The sequence below is a fragment of the Methylotenera sp. genome, assembly GCF_030684185.1.
In the GTDB taxonomy this organism is placed as follows: Bacteria; Pseudomonadota; Gammaproteobacteria; order Burkholderiales; family Methylophilaceae; genus Methylotenera.
On the sequence record NZ_JAUXOY010000020.1, the window covers coordinates 1 to 25,875 of the forward strand.

The 25,875-nt window shown below is 42.3% G+C and carries 30 protein-coding genes and 3 tRNA genes; 12 read left to right on the top strand and 21 right to left on the bottom strand.

The genetic code is table 11. The features are described 5' to 3' along the window. Positions 1 to 61: 61 nt before the first annotated feature. Positions 62 to 138 (bottom strand) — tRNA-Pro (locus Q8J82_RS08750). A gap of 103 nt (positions 139 to 241) precedes the next feature. Between Q8J82_RS08750 and folD the strand changes: the two genes are divergently transcribed. Together folD and dksA are read left to right on the top strand one after the other, a co-directional pair. Beyond that, a complete protein-coding gene (gene folD / locus Q8J82_RS08755; protein ID WP_305326531.1) occupies positions 242 to 1,114 on the top strand; it encodes a bifunctional methylenetetrahydrofolate dehydrogenase/methenyltetrahydrofolate cyclohydrolase FolD in 873 nt (290 codons plus the stop codon). Between the two features lie 140 nt (positions 1,115 to 1,254). Next, complete coding sequence (dksA, locus tag Q8J82_RS08760) at positions 1,255 to 1,677, top strand: RNA polymerase-binding protein DksA (RefSeq protein ID WP_304891031.1); 423 nt, start codon at positions 1,255 to 1,257, stop codon at positions 1,675 to 1,677. An 80-nt stretch (positions 1,678 to 1,757) separates the two neighbouring features. On the opposite strand, the gene gndA is transcribed toward dksA, so the two are convergent. The 4 genes from gndA to Q8J82_RS08780 form a co-directional block, all read right to left on the bottom strand. Continuing rightward, a complete protein-coding gene (gndA, locus tag Q8J82_RS08765) occupies positions 1,758 to 3,269 on the bottom strand; it encodes an NADP-dependent phosphogluconate dehydrogenase (RefSeq protein ID WP_305328143.1) in 1,512 nt (503 codons plus the stop codon). Between the two features lie 234 nt (positions 3,270 to 3,503). Further along, entirely contained in the window at positions 3,504 to 3,722 is a 219-nt protein-coding gene (locus Q8J82_RS08770) for a hypothetical protein (RefSeq protein WP_304891029.1), read from the bottom strand. A 94-nt stretch (positions 3,723 to 3,816) separates the two neighbouring features. Continuing rightward, positions 3,817 to 4,173, bottom strand: a complete 357-nt coding sequence (locus tag Q8J82_RS08775) for a hypothetical protein (RefSeq protein ID WP_305328144.1) — start codon at positions 4,171 to 4,173, stop codon at positions 3,817 to 3,819. A 108-nt stretch (positions 4,174 to 4,281) separates the two neighbouring features. Then, positions 4,282 to 5,262 (bottom strand): L-threonylcarbamoyladenylate synthase, encoded by a 981-nt coding sequence (locus tag Q8J82_RS08780; RefSeq protein ID WP_305328145.1) that lies wholly within the window; start codon positions 5,260 to 5,262, stop codon positions 4,282 to 4,284. Between the two features lie 114 nt (positions 5,263 to 5,376). Here Q8J82_RS08780 and Q8J82_RS08785 point away from each other — a divergent pair, with 114 nt between their 5' ends. Then, positions 5,377 to 5,718, top strand: a complete 342-nt coding sequence (locus tag Q8J82_RS08785; RefSeq protein WP_304890521.1) for a cupin domain-containing protein — start codon at positions 5,377 to 5,379, stop codon at positions 5,716 to 5,718. 5 nt (positions 5,719 to 5,723) lie between these two features. Here the strand turns inward: Q8J82_RS08785 and alkB are convergent, their stop codons facing one another. Further along, the gene (gene alkB, locus Q8J82_RS08790; RefSeq protein WP_305328146.1) at positions 5,724 to 6,362 is read right to left on the bottom strand and encodes a DNA oxidative demethylase AlkB; all 639 of its coding nucleotides are present in this window, start codon (positions 6,360 to 6,362) and stop codon (positions 5,724 to 5,726) included. A gap of 103 nt (positions 6,363 to 6,465) precedes the next feature. Then, positions 6,466 to 7,668, bottom strand: coding sequence for an NnrS family protein (locus tag Q8J82_RS08795; RefSeq protein WP_305326996.1), 1,203 nt, complete (start codon positions 7,666 to 7,668; stop codon positions 6,466 to 6,468). Between the two features lie 119 nt (positions 7,669 to 7,787). On the opposite strand from Q8J82_RS08795, the gene Q8J82_RS08800 reads away from it, so the two are divergent. The 3 genes from Q8J82_RS08800 to Q8J82_RS08810 all read left to right on the top strand — a co-directional run bounded on the left by Q8J82_RS08800 (position 7,788) and on the right by Q8J82_RS08810 (position 11,096). Beyond that, a complete protein-coding gene (locus Q8J82_RS08800; protein WP_305326995.1) occupies positions 7,788 to 8,435 on the top strand; it encodes a DNA-3-methyladenine glycosylase in 648 nt (215 codons plus the stop codon). A 191-nt stretch (positions 8,436 to 8,626) separates the two neighbouring features. Then, positions 8,627 to 9,847 carry an MFS transporter gene (locus tag Q8J82_RS08805; protein ID WP_304890525.1) on the top strand — a complete coding sequence of 407 codons (1,221 nt, stop codon included), beginning with the start codon at positions 8,627 to 8,629 and terminating at the stop codon, positions 9,845 to 9,847. Between the two features lie 205 nt (positions 9,848 to 10,052). After that, positions 10,053 to 11,096 (top strand): helix-turn-helix domain-containing protein, encoded by a 1,044-nt coding sequence (locus Q8J82_RS08810; RefSeq protein WP_305326994.1) that lies wholly within the window; start codon positions 10,053 to 10,055, stop codon positions 11,094 to 11,096. Between the two features lie 64 nt (positions 11,097 to 11,160). Here Q8J82_RS08810 and eutC read toward each other — a convergent pair whose 3' ends face one another. From eutC to eat, 3 genes are all read right to left on the bottom strand, one after another. Then, the gene (gene eutC / locus Q8J82_RS08815; protein ID WP_305326993.1) at positions 11,161 to 11,988 is read right to left on the bottom strand and encodes an ethanolamine ammonia-lyase subunit EutC; all 828 of its coding nucleotides are present in this window, start codon (positions 11,986 to 11,988) and stop codon (positions 11,161 to 11,163) included. A gap of 25 nt (positions 11,989 to 12,013) precedes the next feature. Further along, complete coding sequence (locus Q8J82_RS08820; protein ID WP_305326992.1) at positions 12,014 to 13,438, bottom strand: ethanolamine ammonia-lyase subunit EutB; 1,425 nt, start codon at positions 13,436 to 13,438, stop codon at positions 12,014 to 12,016. Positions 13,439 to 13,527: 89 nt separating this feature from the next. Beyond that, on the bottom strand, positions 13,528 to 14,886 hold the full coding sequence (gene eat / locus Q8J82_RS08825) for an ethanolamine permease (protein ID WP_305326991.1): 1,359 nt from the start codon (positions 14,884 to 14,886) through the stop codon (positions 13,528 to 13,530). Between the two features lie 504 nt (positions 14,887 to 15,390). Here eat and Q8J82_RS08830 point away from each other — a divergent pair. Continuing rightward, entirely contained in the window at positions 15,391 to 15,555 is a 165-nt protein-coding gene (locus Q8J82_RS08830) for a hypothetical protein (RefSeq protein ID WP_305326990.1), read from the top strand. Between the two features lie 472 nt (positions 15,556 to 16,027). Continuing rightward, complete coding sequence (locus Q8J82_RS08835) at positions 16,028 to 16,273, top strand: DUF1993 family protein (protein ID WP_370868129.1); 246 nt, start codon at positions 16,028 to 16,030, stop codon at positions 16,271 to 16,273. A 241-nt stretch (positions 16,274 to 16,514) separates the two neighbouring features. Here the strand turns inward: Q8J82_RS08835 and Q8J82_RS08840 are convergent. Together Q8J82_RS08840 and Q8J82_RS08845 are read right to left on the bottom strand one after the other, a co-directional pair. After that, positions 16,515 to 16,591, bottom strand: a tRNA-Asp gene (locus tag Q8J82_RS08840). Between the two features lie 109 nt (positions 16,592 to 16,700). Next, positions 16,701 to 16,776, bottom strand: a tRNA-Val gene (locus tag Q8J82_RS08845). Between the two features lie 324 nt (positions 16,777 to 17,100). On the opposite strand from Q8J82_RS08845, the gene Q8J82_RS08850 reads away from it, so the two are divergent. Then, positions 17,101 to 17,361 carry a hypothetical protein gene (locus Q8J82_RS08850; protein WP_304908073.1) on the top strand — a complete coding sequence of 87 codons (261 nt, stop codon included), beginning with the start codon at positions 17,101 to 17,103 and terminating at the stop codon, positions 17,359 to 17,361. Here the strand turns inward: Q8J82_RS08850 and Q8J82_RS08855 are convergent. The 7 genes from Q8J82_RS08855 to Q8J82_RS08885 form a co-directional block, all read right to left on the bottom strand. Next, positions 17,338 to 17,571: a hypothetical protein gene (locus Q8J82_RS08855; protein WP_304908074.1), complete on the bottom strand. Its 234-nt coding sequence runs from the start codon at positions 17,569 to 17,571 to the stop codon at positions 17,338 to 17,340. The two genes, Q8J82_RS08850 and Q8J82_RS08855, sit on opposite strands and share 24 nt — an antisense overlap. 56 nt (positions 17,572 to 17,627) lie before the next feature. Further along, positions 17,628 to 18,275 (bottom strand): hypothetical protein, encoded by a 648-nt coding sequence (locus Q8J82_RS08860; protein WP_304908075.1) that lies wholly within the window; start codon positions 18,273 to 18,275, stop codon positions 17,628 to 17,630. Positions 18,276 to 18,319: 44 nt separating this feature from the next. After that, a complete protein-coding gene (locus Q8J82_RS08865) occupies positions 18,320 to 18,883 on the bottom strand; it encodes a hypothetical protein (RefSeq protein ID WP_304908076.1) in 564 nt (187 codons plus the stop codon). 143 nt (positions 18,884 to 19,026) lie between these two features. Continuing rightward, positions 19,027 to 20,055, bottom strand: coding sequence for a hypothetical protein (locus tag Q8J82_RS08870; RefSeq protein WP_304908077.1), 1,029 nt, complete (start codon positions 20,053 to 20,055; stop codon positions 19,027 to 19,029). Between the two features lie 34 nt (positions 20,056 to 20,089). Continuing rightward, positions 20,090 to 20,365: a hypothetical protein gene (locus tag Q8J82_RS08875; RefSeq protein WP_304908078.1), complete on the bottom strand. Its 276-nt coding sequence runs from the start codon at positions 20,363 to 20,365 to the stop codon at positions 20,090 to 20,092. Positions 20,366 to 20,444: 79 nt separating this feature from the next. Beyond that, on the bottom strand, positions 20,445 to 20,666 hold the full coding sequence (locus Q8J82_RS08880; protein ID WP_019896684.1) for a DUF2188 domain-containing protein: 222 nt from the start codon (positions 20,664 to 20,666) through the stop codon (positions 20,445 to 20,447). A gap of 34 nt (positions 20,667 to 20,700) precedes the next feature. Further along, complete coding sequence (locus tag Q8J82_RS08885) at positions 20,701 to 20,979, bottom strand: DUF3892 domain-containing protein (RefSeq protein WP_304908079.1); 279 nt, start codon at positions 20,977 to 20,979, stop codon at positions 20,701 to 20,703. Between the two features lie 159 nt (positions 20,980 to 21,138). Here Q8J82_RS08885 and Q8J82_RS08890 point away from each other — a divergent pair, with 159 nt between their 5' ends. From Q8J82_RS08890 to Q8J82_RS08900, 3 genes are all read left to right on the top strand, one after another. After that, positions 21,139 to 21,711, top strand: coding sequence for a sigma-70 family RNA polymerase sigma factor (locus Q8J82_RS08890; protein ID WP_304908080.1), 573 nt, complete (start codon positions 21,139 to 21,141; stop codon positions 21,709 to 21,711). Further along, the gene (locus Q8J82_RS08895; protein ID WP_304908081.1) at positions 21,708 to 22,121 is read left to right on the top strand and encodes a hypothetical protein; all 414 of its coding nucleotides are present in this window, start codon (positions 21,708 to 21,710) and stop codon (positions 22,119 to 22,121) included. Before Q8J82_RS08890 ends, Q8J82_RS08895 begins: the two co-directional genes overlap by 4 nt. Before the next feature lie 107 nt (positions 22,122 to 22,228). Beyond that, positions 22,229 to 22,918, top strand: a complete 690-nt coding sequence (locus Q8J82_RS08900; protein ID WP_304908082.1) for an ImmA/IrrE family metallo-endopeptidase — start codon at positions 22,229 to 22,231, stop codon at positions 22,916 to 22,918. A 355-nt stretch (positions 22,919 to 23,273) separates the two neighbouring features. Here Q8J82_RS08900 and Q8J82_RS08905 read toward each other — a convergent pair whose 3' ends face one another. Beyond that, a complete protein-coding gene (locus tag Q8J82_RS08905; RefSeq protein ID WP_304908083.1) occupies positions 23,274 to 24,578 on the bottom strand; it encodes a toll/interleukin-1 receptor domain-containing protein in 1,305 nt (434 codons plus the stop codon). A gap of 120 nt (positions 24,579 to 24,698) precedes the next feature. Further along, the gene (locus Q8J82_RS08910; RefSeq protein ID WP_304908084.1) at positions 24,699 to 25,850 is read right to left on the bottom strand and encodes an ATP-binding protein; all 1,152 of its coding nucleotides are present in this window, start codon (positions 25,848 to 25,850) and stop codon (positions 24,699 to 24,701) included. Between the last annotated feature and the right edge of the window lie 25 nt (positions 25,851 to 25,875).

The following is a 25,875-nucleotide window of genomic DNA, read 5'->3' on the forward strand; positions in this document are numbered from 1 at the left end:
TCGGGCTGACTTTCATCTTTATTTGTTGATGATTTACGAAGCAATTCAACAAGTTAAAATTTGGTCGGCGTGGAGAGATTCGAACTCCCGACATCCTGCTCCCAAAGCAGGCGCGCTACCAGGCTACGCTACACGCCGAAGGGCAGAAATATACTGCAAACTGGGCTGGAGGTCAAATCTATTATGATAAAATGTTACTTTATTTTCAATATTTCTTAAAAAATAAGTAAACCAAGATCAAATGACCGCTCAAATAATTGATGGCAAAGCCATTGCTGAAAATCTCTTAAACTCGATTAAAGTTCGTATTAATAATCGCCTGCAAGCAAATAAACGTGCGCCCGGCTTGGCGGTTATCGTCCTCGGCGCAGATCCTGCTTCAAGCATCTACGTGCGTAACAAACGTTTAGCCTGTGAAAAAGTCGGCATTCGCTCAGTCGCTTATAATTTGCCAGCCTCTACTTCGGAGTCTGAGCTACTTGGCCTGATTGAACAATTAAATCAAGATGATACTATCGATGGCATTCTTGTGCAGTCACCTTTGCCGCCTCAAATTAAAGATGAACACATCATTGAACATATCAGCCCAAATAAAGATGTAGATGGATTTCATCCTTACAACATCGGCAGACTGGCGGTACGCCAACCCACCTTGCGCTCCTGCACGCCTTTTGGCGTGATAAAGATGCTACAGGCAGCAAATATAGAATTAATGGGCTTAGATGCGGTAGTTGTGGGCGTTTCTAACCATGTAGGCCGTCCAATGGCGCTAGAGTTACTGCTCGCAGGCTGCACAGTGACTAGCTGCCATCGCCATACCAAAGATTTAAGTAAAATCATTATGCAGGCTGACTTGGTTGTAGCCGCTGCAGGCAAGCCTGGACTCATACAAGGGGCTTGGATTAAGCCTGGCGCAGTGGTCATTGATATTGGTATAAATCGATTGGCAGACGGGACTATTGCTGGTGATGTGAATTTTAAGGCAGCCAAAGAGCGTGCCGGCTACATCTCCCCAGTGCCTGGAGGCGTAGGCCCTATGACGGTGGCAACATTGATGGAAAATACCTTGCTGGCTCTTGAGCTACAAGAAGCTCGAGTACAATCTTGTAAATAATTCAAGCAATTAGGCTTACTTTGCATCAAAGCTTTATTCGGTGTACACTCACGCGCTAATTTTTATAAATGCTTATTTTATTAAGCGGCTTTTTAAATAGGTCTTTTTAAGTAACTCTTTTTAAGTTTCTGAGGCACACAATGGCAGAAGTTATTACTAAACAATTTACCCCTTACCAGCCAAAACCTGACGAACAGTATATGAGCAAACATCAGCTCAATCACTTTCGCAAGATTTTAAATGACTGGAAAGCCGAGCTAAGCCATGATCTTGATCGTACTGTACACACGATGCAAGATGAAGTGACTATGTTTGCAGACCCAAACGACCGCGCCAGCCAAGAGTCAGATATGACTTTAGAGTTGCGTAACCGTGACCGTGAACGTAAATTAATTAAGAAAATTGATGAAACTTTGCGCAATATAGAGAGCGAAGAGTACGGCTATTGTGAGGGTTGCGGTATTGAAATCGGTCTAAAGCGCTTAGAAGCGCGTCCGACTGCAACACTTTGCATTGATTGCAAAACACTTGATGAGATGCGCGAAAAGCAAGTCGCTAAATAACAATTAAGTCATCAGGTAATTTAAATAAAAAAAGCACTGATATAAATATCAGTGCTTTTTTTATTCTACAGTCCTCTAAATTACATTTCTAACTGCGGACGACTTGCTTCTGGCCAATCCAAGTGGTAGAACTGACCACGTGGTTTGTCAGTACGCTCATAAGTGTGCGCACCAAAGTAATCACGTTGACCTTGTAGCAAATTAGCCGGTAAAACTGCGCTGCGGTAACCATCATAATAAGCCATTGCAGCAGCAAAACCTTGTGCCGGGATGCCGTTAGTGACTGCCAAGGCAATCACTTTACGCCAGCCTGCTTGACCTTCGTTCATTGCATTAGTGAAGTATGGGTCTAACATCAAGTTTTTCAAACGTGAATTCAATGCATAAGCATCTGTGATTTTTTGCAAGAAACGTGCACGGATGATACAACCGCCACGCCAGATTTGCGCGATCTCACCGAAGTTAAGTTTCCAATTGTAAGCTACCTGTGCTTTATCAATCAGCTGGAAGCCTTGCGCGTAAGCACAGATTTTTGAGCAATACAGCGCGTTTTTAATCGCATCGATAATTGCTTTTTTATCTGTCTCAACTTTAATCGCTGGCCCTTTTAGAATTTTACTTGCTTCAACACGCTCTTCTTTTAAGCTTGAAAGCGCACGTGCGTAAACCGCGGCAGCAATAGCGTTGGCAGGAGCGCCTAATTCAAGCGCGTTCGCTGCAGTCCATTGGCCTGTACCTTTTTGACCGGCAGTATCTAAAATCTTGTCTACCAAGAAGCCAGGGCCCATAGGATCTTTTTGTTGCAGAATATCAGCAGTGATTTCAATCAAGAAGCTTGATAGCTCGCCTTTATTCCACTCTTCAAAAACTTTTCCGATTTCATCAGCTTGCATACCAAGCAGGTTTTTCATCAACCAGTAAGCTTCACAAATCAACTGCATGTCAATGTATTCAATACCATTGTGCACCATTTTCACATAGTGGCCAGCACCGTCCGGACCAATATACTCAGCACAGGCAAAACCGCCTACCACTGGCTTGCCCGGTTTACCCCCTTCCATAGGTTCACCAGTGACTGCATCGACTTTTGCCGCGATGTCACGCCAAATCGGCTCTAAACTAGACCACGCTTTACGTGTACCAGATGGCATGAGTGAAGGGCCAAAACGTGCGCCAGTTTCACCGCCTGATACGCCAGAACCGATGAAATCAATACCTTTAACTGCAAGTTCTTTTTCGCGACGGATAGTATCTGTCCACAATGAGTTGCCGCCATCGATAATAATGTCGCCCTGCTCTAAGAAAGGCAATAAAGCGTTGATAGTCACGTCAGTTGCACTGCCTGCTTTAACTAACAAAATAATCTTACGTGGGCGTTTAATACTTAAAACAAATGAAGCTAAATCAGCATGTCCTACAACACGCTCATAAGAAGGTTCGTTCTTTTTGCATTCTTCAATGAAGTTCACCATTTTTTTTGAGTCACGGTTGTATACCGCAATGGTGTAGCCATGATCGGCAATATTTAAAGCCAAATTCTGGCCCATAACAGCAAGGCCAACTAGGCCAATATCAGCATTTTTCGTAATCATTTATCTTCTCTTTTGGAGTTGTTTAATGGAAAGGGTGTTTTTGTACGCAAGATTATAGAACTTTTAACGGGTGTAATTGTTAAAAGTTGAGAAAATTAACAGTATATTTTTGATTTTTATTAAAAAATGAAAAAACAGGTCTAGGTCTTTCCTTAAAGACAATTTTCTTAAAGAAAACTTTACGCCATCCCATCTATCACTAAAACAAGATGAAAAACGTTTCCAAATAAATATCTAGAAGTCACTACTTCTTCCTGTCGAATAGCCTTGCGGAACGTCGTTCTGCAGTTCACCGCAATCTGCACAGCGATGATCATGCATGGTTGGACTCAGCACTAAGTCCGCACTTCCACAAAATTTACAGTGCTTGGCATGGACTACAGGTGTTTTATGATGTGTTTCATGGTGCTCTGTCGCCACTTTGTTACTACCTAATCCGTATTTATTATCCATGGGTCACTCCATAGGAAATAGATGCTTAAACCTCAAAACTACGCCTTTTTAGCAGTGTTTGCAAGACTTAAATCAAAAGCCAAGCAGTGAAATACTATTTCTTAATCTGCGGTTTACAACCTGTGTAGGCAATTTTCTCACCATCATCTAAAGTGGTTTCGTCACCGTTCATCATTAAGGTAATTACTCCGCTGGTAAAGTGATTTTTATTATCTGCAGATTTTGTTAGATTCACTTCATGGTCTGGATACATGAGCCAAGCATCATTACCATTATTGAGCATGCGCACATAAAACTGCTTATTGCCATCACATATAAAGGCTGTAGCGTTTTGTGGTGTCCGCGACTGCTCTTTTGTATTTGAACTAAACGGGTTGAGATTAACAGCGCTACATGATGCCAGCGCCATTAAACCAGTCGCCATGAGTAATTGCTTTAATTTTTTAGTCATATTTGAACCTGCATATATTAAGAAAATGGATTTTGCTTGTTTTAAATTATTCAATCTGCTTATAAATATAAATTGGGATTATATGTTTAATTAGGCTTAAATCCAGGTTTATCCTTTATAACCTGCTCGACTTAACCGGTCTAGAACCGCCACCCATGCTGGCGCATTTGGCGGCAACTCGGCCAAAATACAGTCCACTTGTAGTGCATCCAAGCCATGTAGCGCACCATACAATTGCTCGGCCACTTCATTGGGCTGACTGGTTAACTGCACAACTTGGCAGTTAGGCTGATTTCCCTCACCAATGATCAAGGCAGCACATGTTTTGCCTGCTTGCATTAACACCTCAGACTCTTGAATGAGATTGGCTCTATTATTAAATAACATTAGTGGCGTACGTGGCGAGTAATGCAATGCGTGTTGACCAGGGACCTTTGGCGTTTGCGCTTGAATTGTTTTTTCATCTTCACTTTCAACTTTTATCTGCTGCTTACTACCTACTACTTTTAGAATATCGGCCTCGCTAATCATGCCTGGTCGTAACAACTGCCATTGCCCATCAGCTGACACGCTCACAATGGAAGATTCAATGCCTACTTGGCATGCGCCCCCATCCAACACAGGTATTGCCACGCCTAAACCAGCCTCGACATGCGCCGCTGTAGTCGGACTAAGTTGCGTAAATAAATTAGCGGATGGTGCAGCAACGCTCAATCCACTCAACTTAAGCAAAGCAAGCGCAACGGGGTGATTGGGAACGCGTAACGCGATGGTTGGCTCACCGCCTCGCACTACTTTTGAAACATGACTTTTTGCAGGTAATACCAAAGTGAGCGCCCCAGGCCAAAAAGCTTTAGCTAGTTTAACTGCAATCTCGGGAAAGCTTGCAGCCCAATCAGTTACATGACTAATATCACTAATATGCACAATTAACGGGTGGTCTGCGGGGCGTTGTTTGGTGGTAAATATCTTCTGCAAAGCAACATCATTAGTCGCATCTGCAGCCAAGCCATATACAGTTTCGGTAGGAATTGCCACCACTTCCCCATTGCGAAGTCTTGCTACTGCATCTTCTAAACTAATACGCATATAAAATTCATGACTGACTCAAAAAAAGCTATTTTACTACTTATGCTACTTTACAATAACAATTCAGCAGCGATAGGCTAAAATAGCGCATCTTAACTATTTAAAGAAACCGACATGAGCCAGGCCGCAGATAATCAAATCATTGTAGAAAAAAATCCAGATCAATCTCGTTTAGACGCACTCAATGTAAGTAAATGGCCAACTTGGCAAAAAGAGGTTTCTGTATTTCCCTGGACGTTTCCTGAACAAGAAATCGCTTATATTCTAGAAGGTGAATGCGTGATTACACCAACAGGCGGCACGCCAGTTGTTTTTGGTAAAGGCGACTTAGTCACTTTTCCTGCAGGCATGACGGCCAGCTGGGTAGTAAAAAAACCATTACATAAGCATTACAAGCTAGACGGTAACTTGATTAGCCAAACATTGAGACGCATTAAAGCAGCACTGAAGTTGTAATCCATTTAGCCTGCCCTGCGAAAAGTCAGGTTATACCGATACGCACCCAAAATTGGGTGCGTATTCATTTTAAGCGGCAAAATGCCGTGAAAATTCAAGCGGGACTCGCCGCCCCACACCACAACATCGCCATGCGCTAGTGGAGTTTTAATAGACTTATCCGAGCGGCTTAAGCCACCAAATTGAAAAATGGCAGACATGCCTAACGAAACACTGACAATCGGCTGACTAAAATCCAGCTCGTTTTTATCTTGATGCAAACCCATGCTCGCACCCATTTTATATTGGTTAATCAAACAAGCATCAGGTTGAAAGTCTTTAAATCCGACTTCTGCTGCGGCCTGATTAGCAAGCTGCTGAAAACTGACTGGTATTTTTGGCCAAAGATTACTGGTTACAGGGTCTTTCACATCATAACGATACCCTTTTCTGTCGCTAGTCCAACCCAATGCGCCACAGTTGGTCATTGCAGCGGACATGGCAAAGCCCATTTTTGTCATCATATGTCGCAATGGCGCTTGGCTAATAATAGCTGCCAAATCAGCTAGAAGCACCTCTTCATTCTCTTGCGCATACCCTTTTAGCAAATAGGCATCCCTAGCAATTTCCAGCTTGCTAGGCTGCACGTCATCAAACAAATCCATCTAAAGCTTTACTTTCGTTTCAAATTGTAGCTAATAGATCAATCACAAAAATTGGATTGAAAAATTTATTAGTCTAGGATTTTTTATCAGCCTAGAGTTTGATTTATCCAAAAGCGCCATCTGCTCTCGGCTTTAGCAATATTGGCGTATAAATCACTACAAAAATAGCAAAAGCCAATATCCAAAAAATAGCGGCAACGAACACCCAGCTTGGATAAAACTGCATGGTGACCATCGGCACAACTGCACGAAATATTACACTTGCCACAACGCCTGCAAAGGCAAAACTCATCCATCGTGAAGGCTTTCTAATGTCCCGCCCTGTATGACCCAAAGCCACCCGTGACATCATGCTTAACGTCATTAAACCTATACCGCCAATGGTGAATATATGCAGCGTCAAGATAGACAAATGGCTAAATAGCGTTTGTAATCCATAGCAGAAAAAACCTAGATTAATCAGCCAAGCCGATAAATACAAACTCCATAACAAGGGCACACGCCATATCCCGGCAGTATGCCAATTGTATAAACGGTAGCCATTCAAGGCAAATAAAACACCTGCCAGCAATGACGTTAGCGATGCGATTTGTAGAAAGATGACGTTCAGGAATAATGCTACAAAAACCAACAATATGCTGACATCTAGCCATTTATATTGCTTTAGCTGAATTTTATATTCCACACCGCGTTCGATGAAAAATGGAATGACTCGGCGGCCAATCATCAAAATTAAACTAATGAACAACAACACCGCACCATTAATGGCATACAGCATGCCACTTGCCAGCACGCCAAAACAACCAAGATAAAAAACCAGATTACCAACCCACAGCAAAATGATTTTACTCACTACTGCAAGTTGCATCCATTGCTTTGCCTTAACAATCGGGATGGCAATCGCAACAATTAATATAAGCCCGAATAGCAAATCTGCCGTTGCCGCCCAAGGCAATAGCGCTGTACCAAACAAAAATAATACTCTTGCAGTACACCACAGCATAAACAACAGCATTAAAGGCTTGCCATGCAGCGTTGAGATACCTGTCCAGTTTTTAACCGCCGTTAATAAGAAGCCTGCAACTACTGCCATGCCGTAGCCGTATAACATTTCATGGGCATGCCACTGGCTGGTAGAGACATTCTCAATTCTCACAGTACTTAAAGAAAAATAAATAAGCATCCACGATACAATTGAAATAACCGCAAAAATACTCGCCCCTAAAAAGAATGGGCGAAAGCCAAGATTAAACAATGCGAGCTTTTTCATATCATTTTGGTTGGGTTTGTTCATTTTAATTTGCATACTAGCCTCTTAAACATGCCTATAACAAGATACCTGAAAAATTTTGAAATTTCGTAAACCATTATTAATAATAACTTCATTATCAAACCGTTACCTTGATACAAGGCAAGATTCAGCAAATGATTCCAAAAAATTACGACTTAATAAAAGCGACCAGCTATTTGACCCGCGTTGATGCAGACTGGGCTTGGTTAATCAACACCGTGGGACCCTGCACATTCGTGCTCAGGCCTGAGCGTGAGCCTTACGAAGCATTAATCCGTGCGGTTGCTTATCAACAATTGCATGCTAAGGCGGGCGATGCAATTCTGGGGAAATTCATCAAACTTTTTAGTGGGATTGATACTGATCAAGCCTCAGCGACTCAATTTCCTTCACCTGAACAAGTCATGGCAGCGGAATTTAATGATTTACGCGCATGCGGTTTTTCTGGCAGAAAAATTGAAACGCTGAAAGGCATTGCTGAAAGCACATTAAGCGGGCTTGTACCTTCACGCAATGACGCTGAAGCAATGATTGATGAAGACCTGATTCAGCGCCTGGTCGCACTTAAAGGTATTGGCCGCTGGACGGTAGAAATGTTACTGATATTCACCTTAGGGCGTCCAGATATACTTCCTGGTGATGATTTTGGTATAGCAGAAGGTTATAAGCGCCTTAAAAAACTGGATATAGCGCCTAAACGAAAAGAAATCACTGAAATCGGTAAGGCTTGGAGCCCATATCGTACCGTTGCCAGCTGGTATTTGTGGCGAGTGCCCAAGTAGCCATAGCTAAATGGTTAGTGCGCCTAATCTATATCGGCAGAGTCACACTAGGTCAATGACGACTCATCGGCGAAAATTTCTCGCTAAACTTAATTAGCAAGCAACCCCGCTTACTGCCTTATTCACTGCACTAACCGACAGGATTCTACCACGCTCGGCTCTGTAAGGTATTTGCACTTATAATCTCACCTATGGACTTATTCAAATATCACAACTATGCTTTTGCCAAGCTTTTAGCGTTTCGCATTCAAATGGTACTAGCTTATCAAATCATGGCAGTAGTGGTGGGCTGGCACATTTATGAAATCACCCGCGATACACTCTCACTAGGTTTAATTGGTTTAGCGGAAGTAATCCCTTACTTTGCCTCAGCATTGTTTGCCGGACATGCAGTTGATCACTTTTACTCACGTCGATTATTCGGCGCACTATCCGCTGTGCTACTGATGCTTAACGCTTTTACACTCACAGCATTGGCCCTTGGCTGGTTGAATGGGAATGCTACGCTATGGATTTACGGCTCTATTGCATTTACAGGTATTGCACGGGCTTTTATAGCGCCTAGTTACAGCACGCTCTTTGCCATCATTTTACCGCGCGATCAATACGTGCGCGCTGCAGGCATAGGTACAGCGGTCTTTCAGGCAGGGCTGGTATTAGGCCCGGCAATAGGCGGTTTATTAGTAGGGTTTGGTAGTAAAACGTTAGCTTATGCGGTTGCTACTTTACTATGCCTGGGCGCAGCTATAGCGATGCTTTTACTTAAAGTAAAAGAGCCTAAAAAATCTGAAAACATACCCGTATTCACCAGCATTGCACAGGGCTTACGCTTTGTGTTTAACAACCAGATTGTATTGGGCGCATTATCGCTGGACATGTTTGCTGTGCTATTTGGTGGTGCAGTGGCCATGTTACCCGCCTTTATTCACGACATATACAAAACAGGGCCTGAAGGCTTAGGTATTTTACGCGCCGCGCCCGCGTTAGGGGCCATCATGACTGGGCTATGGCTCGCTCGCCACCCGATTAACCTGCACGCGGGGCGTTGGTTATTAAGTGCAGTGGCAGGATTTGGTATTTGCATTATAGGCTTTGGCTTAAGCACCAGTTTTTGGATGGCGGCTGTTTTACTGCTATTCTCGGGTTTATTTGATGGCGTTTCAGTGGTCATGCGCCAAACCATTATGCAGCTTGCCACGCCAGATGCAATGCGCGGACGTGTATCCGCCATTAACGGCATTTTTATCGGCTCGTCTAATGAGTTAGGCGCGTTTGAATCAGGCGTTGCCGCACGCTTAATGGGCTTAGTACCTTCAGTGATATTCGGCGGAGTCATGACACTTAGCGTTGTAGGAATTACTGCTAAATTAGCACCCAAACTAAGAAAGCTGGAATTACATCAACTGCAATAACTTGTTCTGCTTCTAGTTAAATGTTTTGTTAATTTTAGGCCAAACACTAAATGCAGGTACATACTTATTTTCTTGGTGCAAAAATGCTGGTTATGCGAAATTTTGGTGCATAAAAATACAAATATCTCCTTGATTTGTATAAATATAGCTGTTTTTCTTGGCGTAATTATTGCATGATAATCAGTACCTGATACGGAATGCAATTATGATGCTACTCCATCGACATATTGAATCGCCTGTAAGTCCGCCTGCATCTTCATTTGTGGGGTTTAAACGCACTGGCGATTTTGCAGAGCAAGCTGCGTTGCTTCAAGGATGGAACCAGGATTACGCTCAGCTTTCGTCAGGACGCTTTGAAGGTTATGTTTCTGAGATGCGTTTTGATGGCATCCATTTATTTCTTGAGTACACCAGCCAAAGTATGTTTCAACATGGGCAATTACCTGAAGATGTCATTGCCGTAGGCGTGCCGCTGCAATTTGGCAGCAACGGCTTATTCTGTGGCTCGGCCTGTGATAATCATTCTATACATATTTTTTCAGGTAAAGAGGGCTTTGAGTTTTTCTCGCCTACACAATTGCTGATGGGCGGAATTTCAGTTGAACGTGACTCGCTGTTAAATTCGCTAAGCGCGGAAGACAGAGGGGTGGCACTGCAACATATTGCACATGCAAATCTGCTTAATCTAGATAACATAAGAACAAATACCGTACGCAACTTTATGGCTGGGGTATTTGAAATGATACAACTGCAACCTCAATTACTTGAAAATACGCAAAACAAGGCATCGCTTAGTCAAACTATCATCTCGCTGTTAACAGACTGTTTAATCGACAGCACAACCACGGCAGATAAATTGGCAGATCACGCCATCACCAATGCAAAGTGCTGGAATATCCTTGCCGAAACCCGCGAATTGGTCCGTAAACATGCGGATATGCCTATCAGCGTTGCTGAAGTATGCCAGCAACTGAGTATCAGCCGACGTACTTTGCAGTATTGTTTTCAAAACCTGCTAAACACAACGCCAATGGCTTACTTAAGGGCTGAACGATTAAACGGTGTACGCAGCATGCTTAAAACAGCAAACTCAGTGACTGAGGCTGCCGCACATTGGGGGTTTTGGCATTTTGGACATTTTTCTCAAGAATATAAAAAAATGTTTGATGAGTTACCTTCAGCGACCTTTAAAAGGTTGCATCCAATTAAGATGGAATTTATTAACGTAGCTAAAGTGATTCAACCTTAGTTTAGTAAAATACAGTTTAGTAAAATACAGTTTATTCAACTACAAACCACTTGTCACATATTCATTACAGTTTACTTATGTGCAGCATGGATTTCTGGTCAATTTCCTGAATATCACTTTCATCTTTTAGCGCTACCCCAGACACTTTAAGCCGAGCGGCTTCTTTTGCTAACCATAATAATTTTTTTGCAGCGCCCACATAGTGCAGACCTTCAGGGCGTACATTAGAAATGCAGTTACGATCGGCATCACTTAAGCCCAGCCTAGGATGATAGGTAAGGTAAATACCTAAACTATCTGGAGAACTCAGCCCTGGCCGCTCTCCTATGAGCATTGCCACCATACGCGCACCGAGCACTTGTCCTATCTCATCAGCCAATGCAACCCGCGCCTGACTTGCAATGACGACAGGGCCCAGCTTCCATTCTGCTGGTATATATTTAAGCGCCTCAGCAAGCAGAGGTGTTACGTGATGTGCTACTGCCAATGAAGATAACCCGTCACCAACTACAATCATAAAATCAATAGTCACAGCTGCGTTCCTGCTAAGCATAGCCACACGCTCTAACTCTGCCAAGCTCTGATCAGTCAACCTACGGCCTAAATCCGGCCGAAGCAGATATGTTGGGCGATCTGGCGCTTTGCTGTGTACCCTGATAGTTTTAAAACCTTGTGACTGTATACCGCTTTCCAGCGCATCGATATCTAGCATTAAATGCACAGCGTCACGCGCCATGGCATGTGCTAAACCAAAATCCAATACTTCTTTGGTTGGTAGGCTACTTCCCGCGCGCCCAAGGGCAATACGTGCACGAGTAAAACCTTTGAGTTGACGCCAGGGGTCTACTGATAAATGCGCCGCTGGCGAAATGTCTTTAGGTATTTTGCTCATAAATTATCAATTGCCATGCTGAGCATCAGCAAAATTTAAGCTGCGCGCTTAGCAAATTTTTTGGCATATTTTGCAACATGCTATGCGTTTTGCTCACTGGTTGGATTTGACCTTGAGCATCCATAATATTCATCGTTTTTAACCATTGCTCAAATTCTGGCGCAGGGCGTAAGCCCAGCACTTTACGCAAATAGAGTGCATCGTGAAACGAAGTGGTTTGATAATTAAGCATAATGTCATCAGCGCCCGGTATACCCATGATGAAGGTCAAACCAGCGGTAGCAAGTAATGTCATTAAAGTGTCCATATCATCTTGATCAGCTTCAGCATGATTGGTATAGCAAACATCACAGCCTAAAGGCACACCTAGTAATTTGCCGCAGAAATGATCTTCTAAGCCTGCGCGGATAATTTGCTTGCCATCATACAGATACTCAGGGCCAATAAAACCAACGACAGTATTGGTCAATAGTGGAGATAGATGCCGCGCAATGGCGTAAGCACGCGCTTCGCAGGTTTGTTGATCAACCCCGAAATTTGCATTTGCTGAAAGCACAGACCCTTGCCCTGTTTCAAAGTACATGACGTTACTGCCGCCATATTCATTTTTAACGGTACCGCGATTTAGCGAAAGTGCGGCAGATTGCGCCTCTTTTAGTAGCGCAATGTCGATACCAAAACTTTTGTTGGCTTTTTCAGTCCCTGCAATAGATTGAAATACTAAATCGACAGGCGCACCTTTTTCTATTAACTGAATTTGATTAGTGACATGGGTAAGAATGCACGATTGCGTAGGAATATTGTACTGATTGATCACTTCATCTACCAGATAATACAAATCCATCAGTGCAGGTAAACTGTCAGTAGCGGGATTAATACCAATCACCGCATCACCCGCGCCGTATAACAAACCATCCAACATAGAAGCAGCAATGCCTCGGGCATCGTCAGTGGGGTGATTAGGTTGTAAGCGTACAGAAATGTGGCCTGGCAAACCAATGGTGTTTCTAAAGCTAGTAATCACGCGGCACTTTTTTGCAACCAAAATCAAATCTTGGTTACGCATCAGCTTGCTAACAGCAGCAGCCATCTCAGGCGTGATGCCAGGTGCTATACGTTTTAAAGTCACCGAATCCGCTATATCTGACAACAACCAATCACGGAAATCACCTACTGTAAGATGGCTAATTTCAGCAAAAGCCTCTTTATCGTGTGTATCTACAATCAGCCGTGTGACTTCATCAGTTTCGTAAGGAATAATTAACTCCTCTAAAAACTGCTTAAGTGGAATTTCTGCCAAACACATCCTAGCTGACATACGCTCAGCATAAGTTTCAGCAGCCAAGCCAGCAAGATAATCGCCTGAACGTGCAGGCGTAGCTTTGGCCAACACTTCTTTTAGGTCGGAAAATTGGTAAGTTATCGTACCGACAATGTAGCGATAAGCCATGATGCAGTTACCTTTGTATAAATCTGACAGGCCAAACTAAAAAGCTTACACCGCGCCAAAGAAAACTAACGCGGTGCAACTCTATCAATTTAAGCAACAACCTTGTTATCAGCAGAAGCATCGCGATGATGTTGCGTCAAACTGAAATAAACATAACCTAACGCCATTAAACCAAAAAATACTAAAGTAATTTGTTGATTAAAGTAAATCATGGTGACCAAGCAGATGAGTGCCATTACCAGCGCAATAGTTGGAAACAATGGATAGGCCACCGCCGCAAATGGACGCTCTAAATCAGGTTCTTTTTTACGCAATGCAAACAAGCTCATCATAGAAACAATATACATGACGATTGCACCAAACACTGCCATGGTAATCAAGTTGGCAGTGAGGGTTTGCCCGGCAAACTCAAAGTTATCACCTAAAATAGCCACCATTCCAACTACTGCACCAGCAATAATTGCACGATGTGGCGTTTGGAATCTATCATTGATGACACCAAAGAACTTGGGCATATAACCTGCACGCGATAATGCAAAAATCTGGCGCGAGTATCCAATAATAATACCGTGGAAAGAGGCAACTAGACCAAACAAGCCAATCCACACCAGCATATGTAGCCAGCCGCTATTTTCTCCCACAATCATCTTCATGGCTTGTGGTAATGGGTCATTGATATTAGACAGCGCTTTCCAATCACCAGCACCGCCGGCAAACACCATAACACCCATAGCCAGGAATACCAATGTCAAAATCCCGCCAATGTAAGCCCTTGGAATGGTTCTTTTAGGGTCCTTTGCTTCTTCTGCCGCCATGGCAACCCCTTCAATGGCTAAGAAAAACCAAATAGCAAAAGGTATGGCCGCTACAATGCCAGGTACTGCCGCCATACTAAAATCATTTTGCCCAGACCAGCCATTAGCTACAAAATTACTCATAGAAAAACCTGGTGAAACCACACCCATAAACACCAACAGTTCAAAAACCGCTAGTAATGTGACGAATAATTCAAAAGTAGCGGCAATTCGTATTCCAATAATATTCAACGAAACAAATATCAGATAAGCACCCATTGCAAAGAGTTTAGGATCAACGCCTGAAAACTGTACATTCAGGTAAGCACCGATTGCCATAGCAATGGCGGGGGGCGCAAACACAAACTCGATTAAAGTTGCAAAACCCGCAACATAAGCCATTCTTGGACCAAAAGCACGCCTTGCATAAGCAAAAGGCCCACCCGCATGCGGAATTGAAGTGGTTAACTCGGTAAAACTAAAAATAAAGGTGGTATACATAACAGCAATTAAAATGGAGGTGACTAAAAACCCCAAAGTGCCTGCTTTATCCCAGCCATAACTCCAGCCAAAATACTCACCCGATATCACTAAACCGACGGCAAGACCCCATAAATGCCAACCATTCAGCGTTGCTTTTAATGATGAACTCATAAATAATTCCTTTTAGTTATAGTGCTGCTTATCAGAATAATTTCATTAACAATCATCGATCTTTAAGGTCTCCACCTTGACAAAGGCTCGTTGATATTGCACATAATGAAACTTAGTTAGCAATTGCACTATCCCATTTTGGCAAATTTTAGACCCTAAATTTAAATCTTATCTGGCATCAGTTTAATTAGCCACGCAGTTACTTCAAGGCGGATACGCGTTAAAACTCTATATCAATAGGCAGAATCAAAACAATATGACGTTATAAATACGTGGAAAGATGAAGTAAATTCAGCGCCAGTTTTATTTCTTGCTCATTCTGAGTTCACTGGGTAAGGCAGACGTTTTTGAGCAATAATTTAAGCCAACATTTGGCCTGTTCTCTATCGATTGATTTTGTGACTGAATGGGTATTATTGGTTAACTTGAGTGAAGCATTAAAGCTTTAACGCAAGCATGCCGTTGTAATAATTACTCACTGCAAATTTCAAAGAGAGGCGCAAAATGATTATCTATCAAGTGGTAGACGAGGAAAATAACTTAGTGAGTGAATATTCACATTTAGAAGCCGCACAACACAGTGCAGAGGATTTAACGGTTTGGTTTGCAGACCACTACTACCATGTTGAAGCGCTGACTTTTCAAGAACCAGATGAGGCTTATAACTAGCGCAGCTTGTGAGTGTGTAAATTATTTTGCTAAATGGCTGATACACGCAAAACGCACATAAGCACAACATCAAACTCACTGGCTAGCACTCAGTAGTCACATCAAAAATACGGCTACTTAAAAGCTATTCTTACTTTTTAGGAGTGCTCGATTTCGTAGGTATAACAGACCCTGACGGCACCACGACATCTTTACTCTTCTTAGGTTTTTTAGTTTCTTTGTTACTTTTAATTTGACCTTTAGCCATCATGCTTCTCCTATTGTTAAACTAAGTTTCATCATAGGCTGATGCGCAAATATAGGTGGATTATTTTACTTACAGTTAAACGTAACGGGCAGCAAAAAGGACTATGACATAACGCCATAGTCCAACAGAATTTAATAAAGACTCATTATTTAATTATTTTGGCAAACCCGATCTGCAGGGGTTGAGATACCTAAGTATGAAGACAATGAAACCAGCTTTGCCGAGTTGCAAGCACGTATCGCCAAAACCATTGCATTTATTGATACTGTGCAGCCAGCGCAAATGGAAGGTAGCGAATTACGTGAAGTGACAATTACTGTGCGCAATGTAGGTTTGAAATTTACAGGGCAAGACTACTTATTGAAATGGGTGAACCCCAATGTGTATTTTCACGTCACCACCGCTTACAACATCTTGCGCCATAACGGTGTTGAACTAGGCAAGCAAGATTTTTTGGGGCCTAGGGATTAAGTTCAAATAACTCTGCAGGGAGTATTACGCAGTGAAATACGCCGAAAGAAAAGTTCGTAAGGCCCTTCGTACGACCTATATCACTTTATTTAGCCACCTCTACGGGCTGTGCTAACTAAAAAAGATGCGCTGCAAGCCAATATCCATAAGGTTCTTTTGGCAGATCTTATATGCCATTTTAAAGGGAATTGATTACTAAGATTGATTACGATGGGCAACTGGTTGCCCATCGTAGGCTTACTGGCGGAGCGGACGGGACTCGAACCCGCGACCCCCTGCGTGACAGGCAGGTATTCTAACCAACTGAACTACCACTCCGTAAAACTTTTCGTTTTTGCATTATCAATCTACAAAACAAAAAACGCATTTAATTCGTACACTAGATTTTTAAAAAAATAGAAACGATAAGTCACACTTGCAGGATTTCTGGTGGGTGCTAACGGGGTCGAACCGCTGACATTCGCCTTGTAAGGGCGACGCTCTACCAACTGAGCTAAGCACCCTGCCTAACTAACGAGGTGCGCATATTACATGAAAATTCCGAAATTTTCTGTTGTGGGCTTCATAAGATGCTAGTTAACTATAAGTTAAATCATATAGTTGCTACCATACGCAACACCATAAGGTGCAATCTACATATCCCCATAAGCTGCAAGTTTCTGCTGAAATTTACGCATAAGCTGCTACTCGTAAATTGCGTCCGCAATTTCCCCTCAAAAATTCGAAATCAATTTTGTATATTTGCTCTTCCTAGAGGAGACCCCTAGTTAATAGTGTTCTACCCAGCGATATCCAACACAGATCACTAACTAATTAGGAATAAGCAAATGAATTCACTACAGCGTTACTTTTTAAAAGAAGCAATAAAAGCAATACAATTTTCGGCTGGAAATCTTATTAAAGATGGGGAAATTGATGCGATAACTTTAGTGTCAAGCATGGAAGAATTTTTGATCTATATAAAAGATGCTGAATCAAAAATTAACTCTAAAATTGACTTCCCATTCAACTTATTAGAATACCAAAAACGTATAGATCACAATGAAGTCATTAATCAAAAGCCTCTATTCGTTAAGCCAAGAAAATAAAAGTATCCAATCTGGATGAGTTTCATCATAAAAAAATCTGAAAATTTCTCCATGTTGCATTTGAATTATGATTATCTTTCCATCTGAGGAAGCTCCACTAGTCTTAACTGATAATATTTTTTCTTTATCAATATATGTATGCCCAGTGGTAGCTTCCTCATGAGGCAATGTAATTAGAAAACTATCACTAATTGCAATAAATCGAGCCATTAATATTCCTTTGAAAATTGAGATGTTAAGGAATTCGCATCCTTGTGAGGTTAATGTTAGGCAATTACTTCCAAACCAGGGACATTATCTAACTCACCAGACAAGTTGCCCCATGCATTGATTATCAATAGTGCAATATTAAAGCAATTGACGGCTGCATCACCACTGACTTGTTGAATGAATGGAGGCTCTATTCTTACTGGCATCAGTGTAAAATCTAAAGTAGTCATGAATTGACCATTCCCTAGATTGGTTTGCTTAGCTGGCGGCATTATGTATCTGCCGGCTAGTTCGGATAACTTGTAATGAACAAGGTTGTTCCTTAGTGAGACAAGATTCTCAATATCATTTAGCTGCGTTTCCCCTAAGGAGTGATTGTGCCTGCGTTCAAACAGTATCCTTAACTTTGCAGCTAAAGAAGATTCCTGTTCTATTTGTTTGTATGCTTTTCGTAAACGAACGAAGTCATTTAACTCCTCTTTCGGGATTAGATCTTCAGATATCTCATTGGCAAATGCCTCTAGTGCCATTGCTGAAAACATGATTGCAATAACACTCGACGCTAACAAACGTCCTTCCTTATCGTCTTCTTTCGATTTGATGGCATGCTCATAAGCTTGATCTAAGTAAAATCTGATAAGTGAAAAATGGAAATATCTTACGGCATTTGAACCGTCTATTTTTGCTTCATATACTGTAGGCATATTTTTACGTGATGTTTAATTAGTGGGTAGCTATGTGAAGAGTGTTAAATGAAATTGGAGGCGACTTTTTCAGATGCAAGAACTGCATCCAGTAAACTAAAATCATAAGTTTTAACGTAATTATTTTGTGCGAGTTCACTAACCATTTGCGACAGAGTTCTCTTCTTTACATCCTTACCTATTACCGTGTTAATTGCTTTAATTTGGCCGGAGTAGGGTGGTTTATAAGAGTATTTTTCAAGTTTGCTCTTAATGTCGAATAGTACAGGCCCCGGTGGGGACGACCAGCATACGACTAACAAATTAATCGCATCATGTAGCTGCTTGGCTGTAAGGTCCCATTTCGTACGTGCACCTTGAATTGTTCCGCTAGTACCAGTGCCCCTCGTTCCACCTTGCGTGAGCAGGGGGTTGAATAAAGGTAGCCCCGCGTGACCTATAAGTTGTAAAAAATCCTTCGCCGCGTATTCGCCACAGAGAATTGTTCCTTGGTCTGCATTTGTGCGAGACTTGTAAAAAAAACAATAGTAAGCATCTGTGAGTGCATCTCCAGTGCAGCTTGTTTTAGTTTGGCCGGCCAGCAGCTGTACGTATGCGATGGGATGCAACTCATAGCTTTTAACGATTTGTCGTCTTGTGTTCTTACCTCGGCAATACATGTAAAACCTCTCAAATGATTAGTGCCGCTGAATTACTATAATTAATTAGAGTAGCTCCTACTAACGGTGCTACATGTTCAAGTACTTCTTGATCAGCTTATTTTAATTAACTTTTCATATGTAAGGGATATTGCCATCTGCACATCAATAAGTACTTCGGTTATTTCATGTGTAGTTAAGCGAATTTCACGTCCTTCTTGCTCAAGCTCTTTGGCTCGTTTCATATATTTGCGATCAATGACACCTAAATTGTGGGTTATTGGGTGTCTTTTCTCGAACGCCGACTTGAGTTTTTCAGAAATTGCCCCCTCTAATGGGTCTTGACTAAACATTGAACACAGTTCCTTCTGGGTTCTGTCGATATTTTGGAATGCATTACCCAGCTTTTTGAATGACGACTCAATTTGATCTGCTGAGTCGCCACGCACAGTCATTGCGCGTCTTACTATGGCACGCATAGCAGCTTCAAAAATGGAAACAGCATCTTCCAGGCAATTTTCTATATCTTTTGCTGCTACACGTTTTCCAAGCTGGGTTTGTCGTCTTTCGACATCTTCCAACATCAACCGCGTTACTGCTAATTCCGCTTCGATGTGAGTAAGAAAAATATCTTCCCCACAGTCAGCACACCAAGTGGCTAATCCAAAAACAGTTTGATCCAGTGTGCAATGTGGGCAGATCACATCCCGTCGCACTTCATCCTCGAATGGACGGTGCACATATGGCAAAGAACCGGGATCGTAGGATATTTCCATCGAAATGAAGCCTCCACCAAGCTTCTTTTTTCCAGATGATCCAAGTTCTAAAGCATTTCGAACCATGTCATTAACACCTTTGTGAGCTTCTCTTAATGCCATATCTTTTGCATAACGTATTTGTTCTTGCGTAGAAAAGTCATTTGGCTCTGCCTCATGCCTACAGTACGGACAATATGCCACGTTTTGACCATCTGCAATTCCTGTCCCAGACGTGACTTTGAAATACCCTGGTGAGCATTCCGAGCTAGGACACTCTCTTGCCATTCGGCCATCCTCATCGGCGGGAATTGAAATAGTCATACTGTATTGGTCATCACCAAGGTCTTGAATTCGGTGCTCACCACCTTCTTTAAATAATCCCATTTTTTATCCTATATTTAAGATTAAATAGCAGACTCTATACATCAATTGTGTGGGTCCAACCCGGAACCCCACTTCGAGCCAAATAATCAACAAGTGTTTTAGTACCATAGAACCGAATCTGCCCGTTGTAACTATAAGCGAGCGCTGACTGGTCTACCTTTAAGCCAGATACTCGCGCCTTAGCAGTTAGTTGTGCTAACAGCGTTGCATTACCTGAATCACCTGAGCTTGATTTAGCATCAAAAACTGCAAAATTTATCCATCCTCCAGAGGTTGAATGTTCTCTAAGATGGGCAAGATTGATTTTCATGATTTTCCTTTGACTTAATTACTAAATGATAATAAAAAATGCCTACCACGAGGTCAGCAACGATGAGCGCTGAGATATCCTAACCTTTCGGTGGAAAGGGATCATTCCCATAGCTGTTGCGTTCCCGTATTTGTCCATTTGTACCATGTATAAGCAGTTCAGATTGCTGATTTTGAGCAATTTCTTTAGCACGCTGAATAGCTTCTTGTTGCGTTGAGTATACTGCGGTTGCTTTGGAATTTCCTTCACCTACTACTGCCCATTGATTATCATGTGGGACAACATGTTGATTTTTAGCCAATTTGAATCTCCTTTATTTATCTAACTGGGTTGGTTTATGAGCAAGCTGGTAGCGAAAGTAAGTTATCGTTCCAGTGACCATCTGCGTAAGTGCGAATATATGGCGCATGATTTTGTGGCCGAACTACACCAACCTCTGCACGTTTTCCTGTCTTAGAATCTAAAACATAAAAAGTGTTAGTCTTTGCATCAATGCTCTTTACCACATCTTCAACTGGCCACTTCCAGCCTACTGTGGGGTTGCCAACATGTGTAATATGTTCATGATTGCCATTTTGTGGTTTTGTAATACAAGTAATTCGGGTATCAGCCATAATGTTCTCCTAAGCTTTAATATCGATCAGATACAATTAGGTATCATATGAACAGTGGCTCTAAAACTATGACCTTGCAGACACTACATAAAAAATATTTTTGATATTTGTCTGTATAGTATAAAAAAATAGCCTTTAACACTTGTGGGAGGGTCAATCTTGATAAAAACAGAAAAAGCACATGATGTTTTATCTGTAAGTGATTTTAGAGAGCGCATCGATTCCTTGTCAGAAGCAGAATGGATAAAGCTCGGTAAGTCAGCAGATTATTTATGTTGGGGATTGGCTATCGAAGGCCAAGACCTTCTTAACATTGCATTTTGTAAAGCTTTGGAGGGGAAACGGAAATGTCCAAGAGATCTTCCAGCGATAGTGTTTATATATGGAGTTATGCAGAGTCTAGTATTCGCATATTTAAAAAAACGTAAACGTGATCCATTGGCGCAATCAGTAGAAATGGTAGTTGAAGACGATCTATTAGAAGGCCTCGACCTAAAACCTAACATCGACACGCCTGAAGAAATATTAATTGCAAATCAAACTCTCGAAAATATTAATCAAGTTTTGAGCGGTAATGAAACTATTGAAATGGTTTTTATGGCACAACTCGACGGTTACAGTCCTCAAGATATTCAAAACCTTGTGGGATTAAGTGCAGTCCAATATGCAAGCACCTTAACCGCCATTCGTCGTAAACTAAATAAATTGGATAAAGAGGAGTCAACAACATGACAGAATCCAAAGATCCACGTGAGCAATTAAACTCATTTGCTCAATTGTTAATTGATGACTTACTCAACACACCAGATGCAGAACTCTTGCAAGAAGCATCTAACGATAAATCTTTAGCACAAGCAGGTGTGAATGCTAAAAAGAGTTATCAAAATGCGATTCAATCTACAGGAGCAAAAAGACTTGAGATTGCGAGAGCAGAAATGGAACAAGAAAATAATAAAACTAAAGCGAACGTAACCAACATAGATTCTGCACGCGCACATAGAATAATTGCCAAATTATCCGCAGCTAATGACTCTAACCTTACTCTTGCCGCACGAAACTTGAATAATATCAGCGATACTGAAGCTATAGAGTTGGTAAAGGAGTTGTTGGAATTAGGTGCAATTAAGGATGATGAATCCTGAGCTCAACTAACAACCTGTCTAAAGCCGAGCGTAGACTATTAGAGCTTGGAATTCACTCACCTGAGGCAATTGATTTAGAAGCAATTGCATGGGACGAAGGTGTTCGTGTGCAATACAAAGATTTGATTGGTTGCGAAGCACGGTTGGTAGGATATAACAATCGTGCAATTGTTACTATCAGGAATCAATCCGATCTACGAAGAAAAAGATTTTCCTTGGCGCATGAGTTAGGTCACTGGAATTATCATAGAGGTCGTTCTTTTGAATGCAGGGTCGATGACTGGGTAGATGGTTACGCCAGCAAACCTACTGAAGAGCGAGAAGCAGACACATATGCCTCAGAGCTTTTAATGCCAAAGTATATGTTTGATCCTTTAGCCAGAAAACTCAAACGCCCCACCTTTGATGGCGTAAAAGAGTTAGCCGATAAATTTAATACGAGCATTACTGCCACTGCTATTAGGTTGGTAAATATCAACGTTTGGCCACTAATTCTAGTTTGCCACTCAAAAACTGGGCGGGTATGGTTTAACCGCTCAAAAGATGTTCCTGAAAGATGGTTTCCCCAAAAAGAACTTAGCCAAGACTCAATGGCTTTCGATCAAGTATTCGGAAATGAAGAGCGTGTCAGAGCACAAAAAGCTACTGCTGACACATGGTTTGATAATCGAGAAGCTGAACGCTACGAAATTATTGAAGATGCAATGCGCATTTCAAATAATCAGGTGCTCAGTCTTTTATGGTTAGAAAATGATGAAATGCTAAGAGATGTAAGCAACTCTCGCTTTAGTCGTTAATTGAATTTGTTATTAAATTAAAGTGAAAGTTAAAAATGACAACTAATCTACAAAATTTAGCCAATGCATTTAAAAGCATCCAGAGTGAGCGTGACTTTGATCAATTCCGAAAAGTTTTTTCATTCAGTAAAATTAATCCCAAAACTGCAAGCGATGTATTGGGAATTTACGAAACTAATATTGAGAATGCATACTTAACGGTGACACATAGATGGTTCGACCGATGCCGACCATTCTCTATTCAACCAGACGGGAATAAGCTGTTGCTTGAGATCGAGGGCGCACAACCTATGAACGTAACCTACTTAGATGACATGTAATTACACTACATGCCATCAGCTTATCTCCAAACAGATTAGCCTTTCAACTTGCTCATGAGTAAATCAGCAATCTTTTGAGCTGAATAGCTTGCAGCTGAGACATAGCCGAGCGTAGGGGCAAGCCCGTCAATATCAACATCGTCAATTTTTACCGGGAGAATGTATTCATTACCTTTCTCTTGCAGCGCACGCGCAGTTGCACTGCGTCGTTCGTGCGTAGTCCACATTCTGTCTGCATATTCCTGTGACAGAAACATTATGCAATAGCGAGACTCTTTGCGATAAATGCGATCAAAGGTTGCGACTAAATCTTTACCCCATAGCTGTTCAGGGTAGAAGTTGTCGTAGAAAACGTTGAATCCGTTGTCTTTTAAAATAGTGGCGATTTCTTCAACTAGGGTGCGTTCGGTACCCGCGAAAGAAAATGCCACGTCGTAGCGATAGTCAGAGGTTGTTGTTTTAGTGGTCACTGGCAGAGCTTTCTGTATTGGTGCTTTCAATATAGGGGCTTTAGCCGTAATAGCTTTCGCCGCTTTAGACAGAAAGCTCATCCCCCATGGCTCTAATGTCGCGTGAGCATCTAGTAGCCCTTTAATCCCTTCTGCAAAATGTGCGGCGTGACCGTCAAACCATCTGTGTGCGACCTCGGCGTTTGAGCTAAACAATTGATTGCCATTGCTCTCGAATGGTGTGAATCGCCACCAACATCCCTCAAAATCATACTCAGGGCAATCAGAAAACCACTTAAACCCACCGAGGAAGTATATAACGGACTGAAACTCACTGGTTAAAGGCATATGCTTCGCACGGTAGTGTGTTGTCCATCCCTTGTCACTCCCGCCCTCGATCCATGTAAAGACAAAATGGAAAAACTCGTCTTGAGATTCCTTCATTCGTTCAATTTTTGATGCTGTGTGACCGTTGCCACGGCAATGAGATACAGATGGCATGCGTCGATTTGCCGGCTTGCTATAGAAAAATCCCCAGCCTTCTGGTTGCGCTACGAATAGCCCGCAATTTTCCAGATGAGACGCTGCCTTCTGGAACGAGACTAAAGATTTTTGAATAGCGTTACTAAGTCCTGTAACGTCAAGGTCTTGTGGGACCGCCATGCAGAAACATTCGCTAGAATGAAATTCGCAGGCAGAGCGACGAAATCCAATTAGAGAGAGAAAGTCCGTGCTTTGAATTCCGGAACTAGACCATGTGTTTGGTCTGGCATGCAGCGTATCAGTGAAATTATCTTTACCGTTCTGAAGGCGAATGAGCTTGTAATGAATGCCATGCGCTGTATGGTCATTGAGAACTGTTGTTTTAAGGGCGGAATGAAGGGCTGTCATGGAAGTTTAGTTATTACCATTCTTTTAAATAGTTGTTTGGTGTCCGTTATACTAACTTTTTTAATTTCGAGTATCCGTATCTATGATTGATAACAATCACGAAATGCGGATTTACAGTCTTTAACTGATCTGTTTCCAAGACCTAACCTCAACACCATTTCGCGTCATGTTCTCGCTGCCACCATAAACCAGTTGCGGTGTTAATGCGGCATTCCCTGCGATTTTCATCCACTTATTGATGCCTGTCAGAAAGTCAGAGTTGAAAGTCTGACCAGATTTAATCTCCATCGGCATCAGTTTTTCACCTTGTTCAATCACGACATCAACTTCATCTCCGGTATTGTTCCGCCAGAAATACAGGTTAGATGCCAAGCCTTGATTGTATCTCTGCTTTAATAATTCGCTCACCACAAGGTTCTCAAACAGCGAGCCACGTGCGGAGTGAATCGACAGATGCTCGGCATCACGAATGCCCAACAGGAATGCAGCCAAGCCGGTATCATGGAAGTATAGTTTCGGCGTCTTGACTAGGCGTTTACCGAAGTTCTGATGGTGCGGCTGGAGCAGGAACACTACATAGCCTGCCTCAAGCACCGACAGCCAGCTACGAATCGTGTTATGCGACACTCCGCAGTCTATCGCCAGACTGGACATATTAATAAGCTGTCCGACACGAGCAGCACACATCTTGATAAAGCGCTGGAACAAACTCAGGTTCTGCACTTCCACGACCTGACGCACATCTCGCTCGATATAAGTCATGACATAGTTGGCAAACCACTTTTCTGGTGCAAGATTACGGTCGTAGATGGGCGGATACATGCCACGCCAAAGGACATCATCCAAACTCAAAATGGGTGTATTCGCAGCCTGCAGTTCCTGTAATGAAAAAGGTAGCAGTTGAATAAGCCCGACGCGCCCAGCCAGTGTTTGCGTGATATTCGACATCAGACCGAATTGCTGTGATCCAGTCAGCACAAACAACCCCATTCGCTTCTCAGCGTCGACGCGCGTCTGCAGGTAGGAGAATAGATTCGGGCAGCGCTGGGCTTCATCGAGGATTGCACCATCAGGAAAGCGAGCAAGGAATCCGCGAGGATCCTGATCAGCGAACTCGCGCTCATCAAGGTCTTCCAACGATACATAGCGCTTATCAGGGAAGGCGGATTGAGCGAGCGTGGTCTTGCCGGCTTGGCGAGGTCCAGTAATAGCTAGGATCGGATAGCCTTTGGCAAGATCCAAGAGTACCGCTTCAGCTTGACGTTTAATCATTTCTTACAAATCGTAAATTAGATTT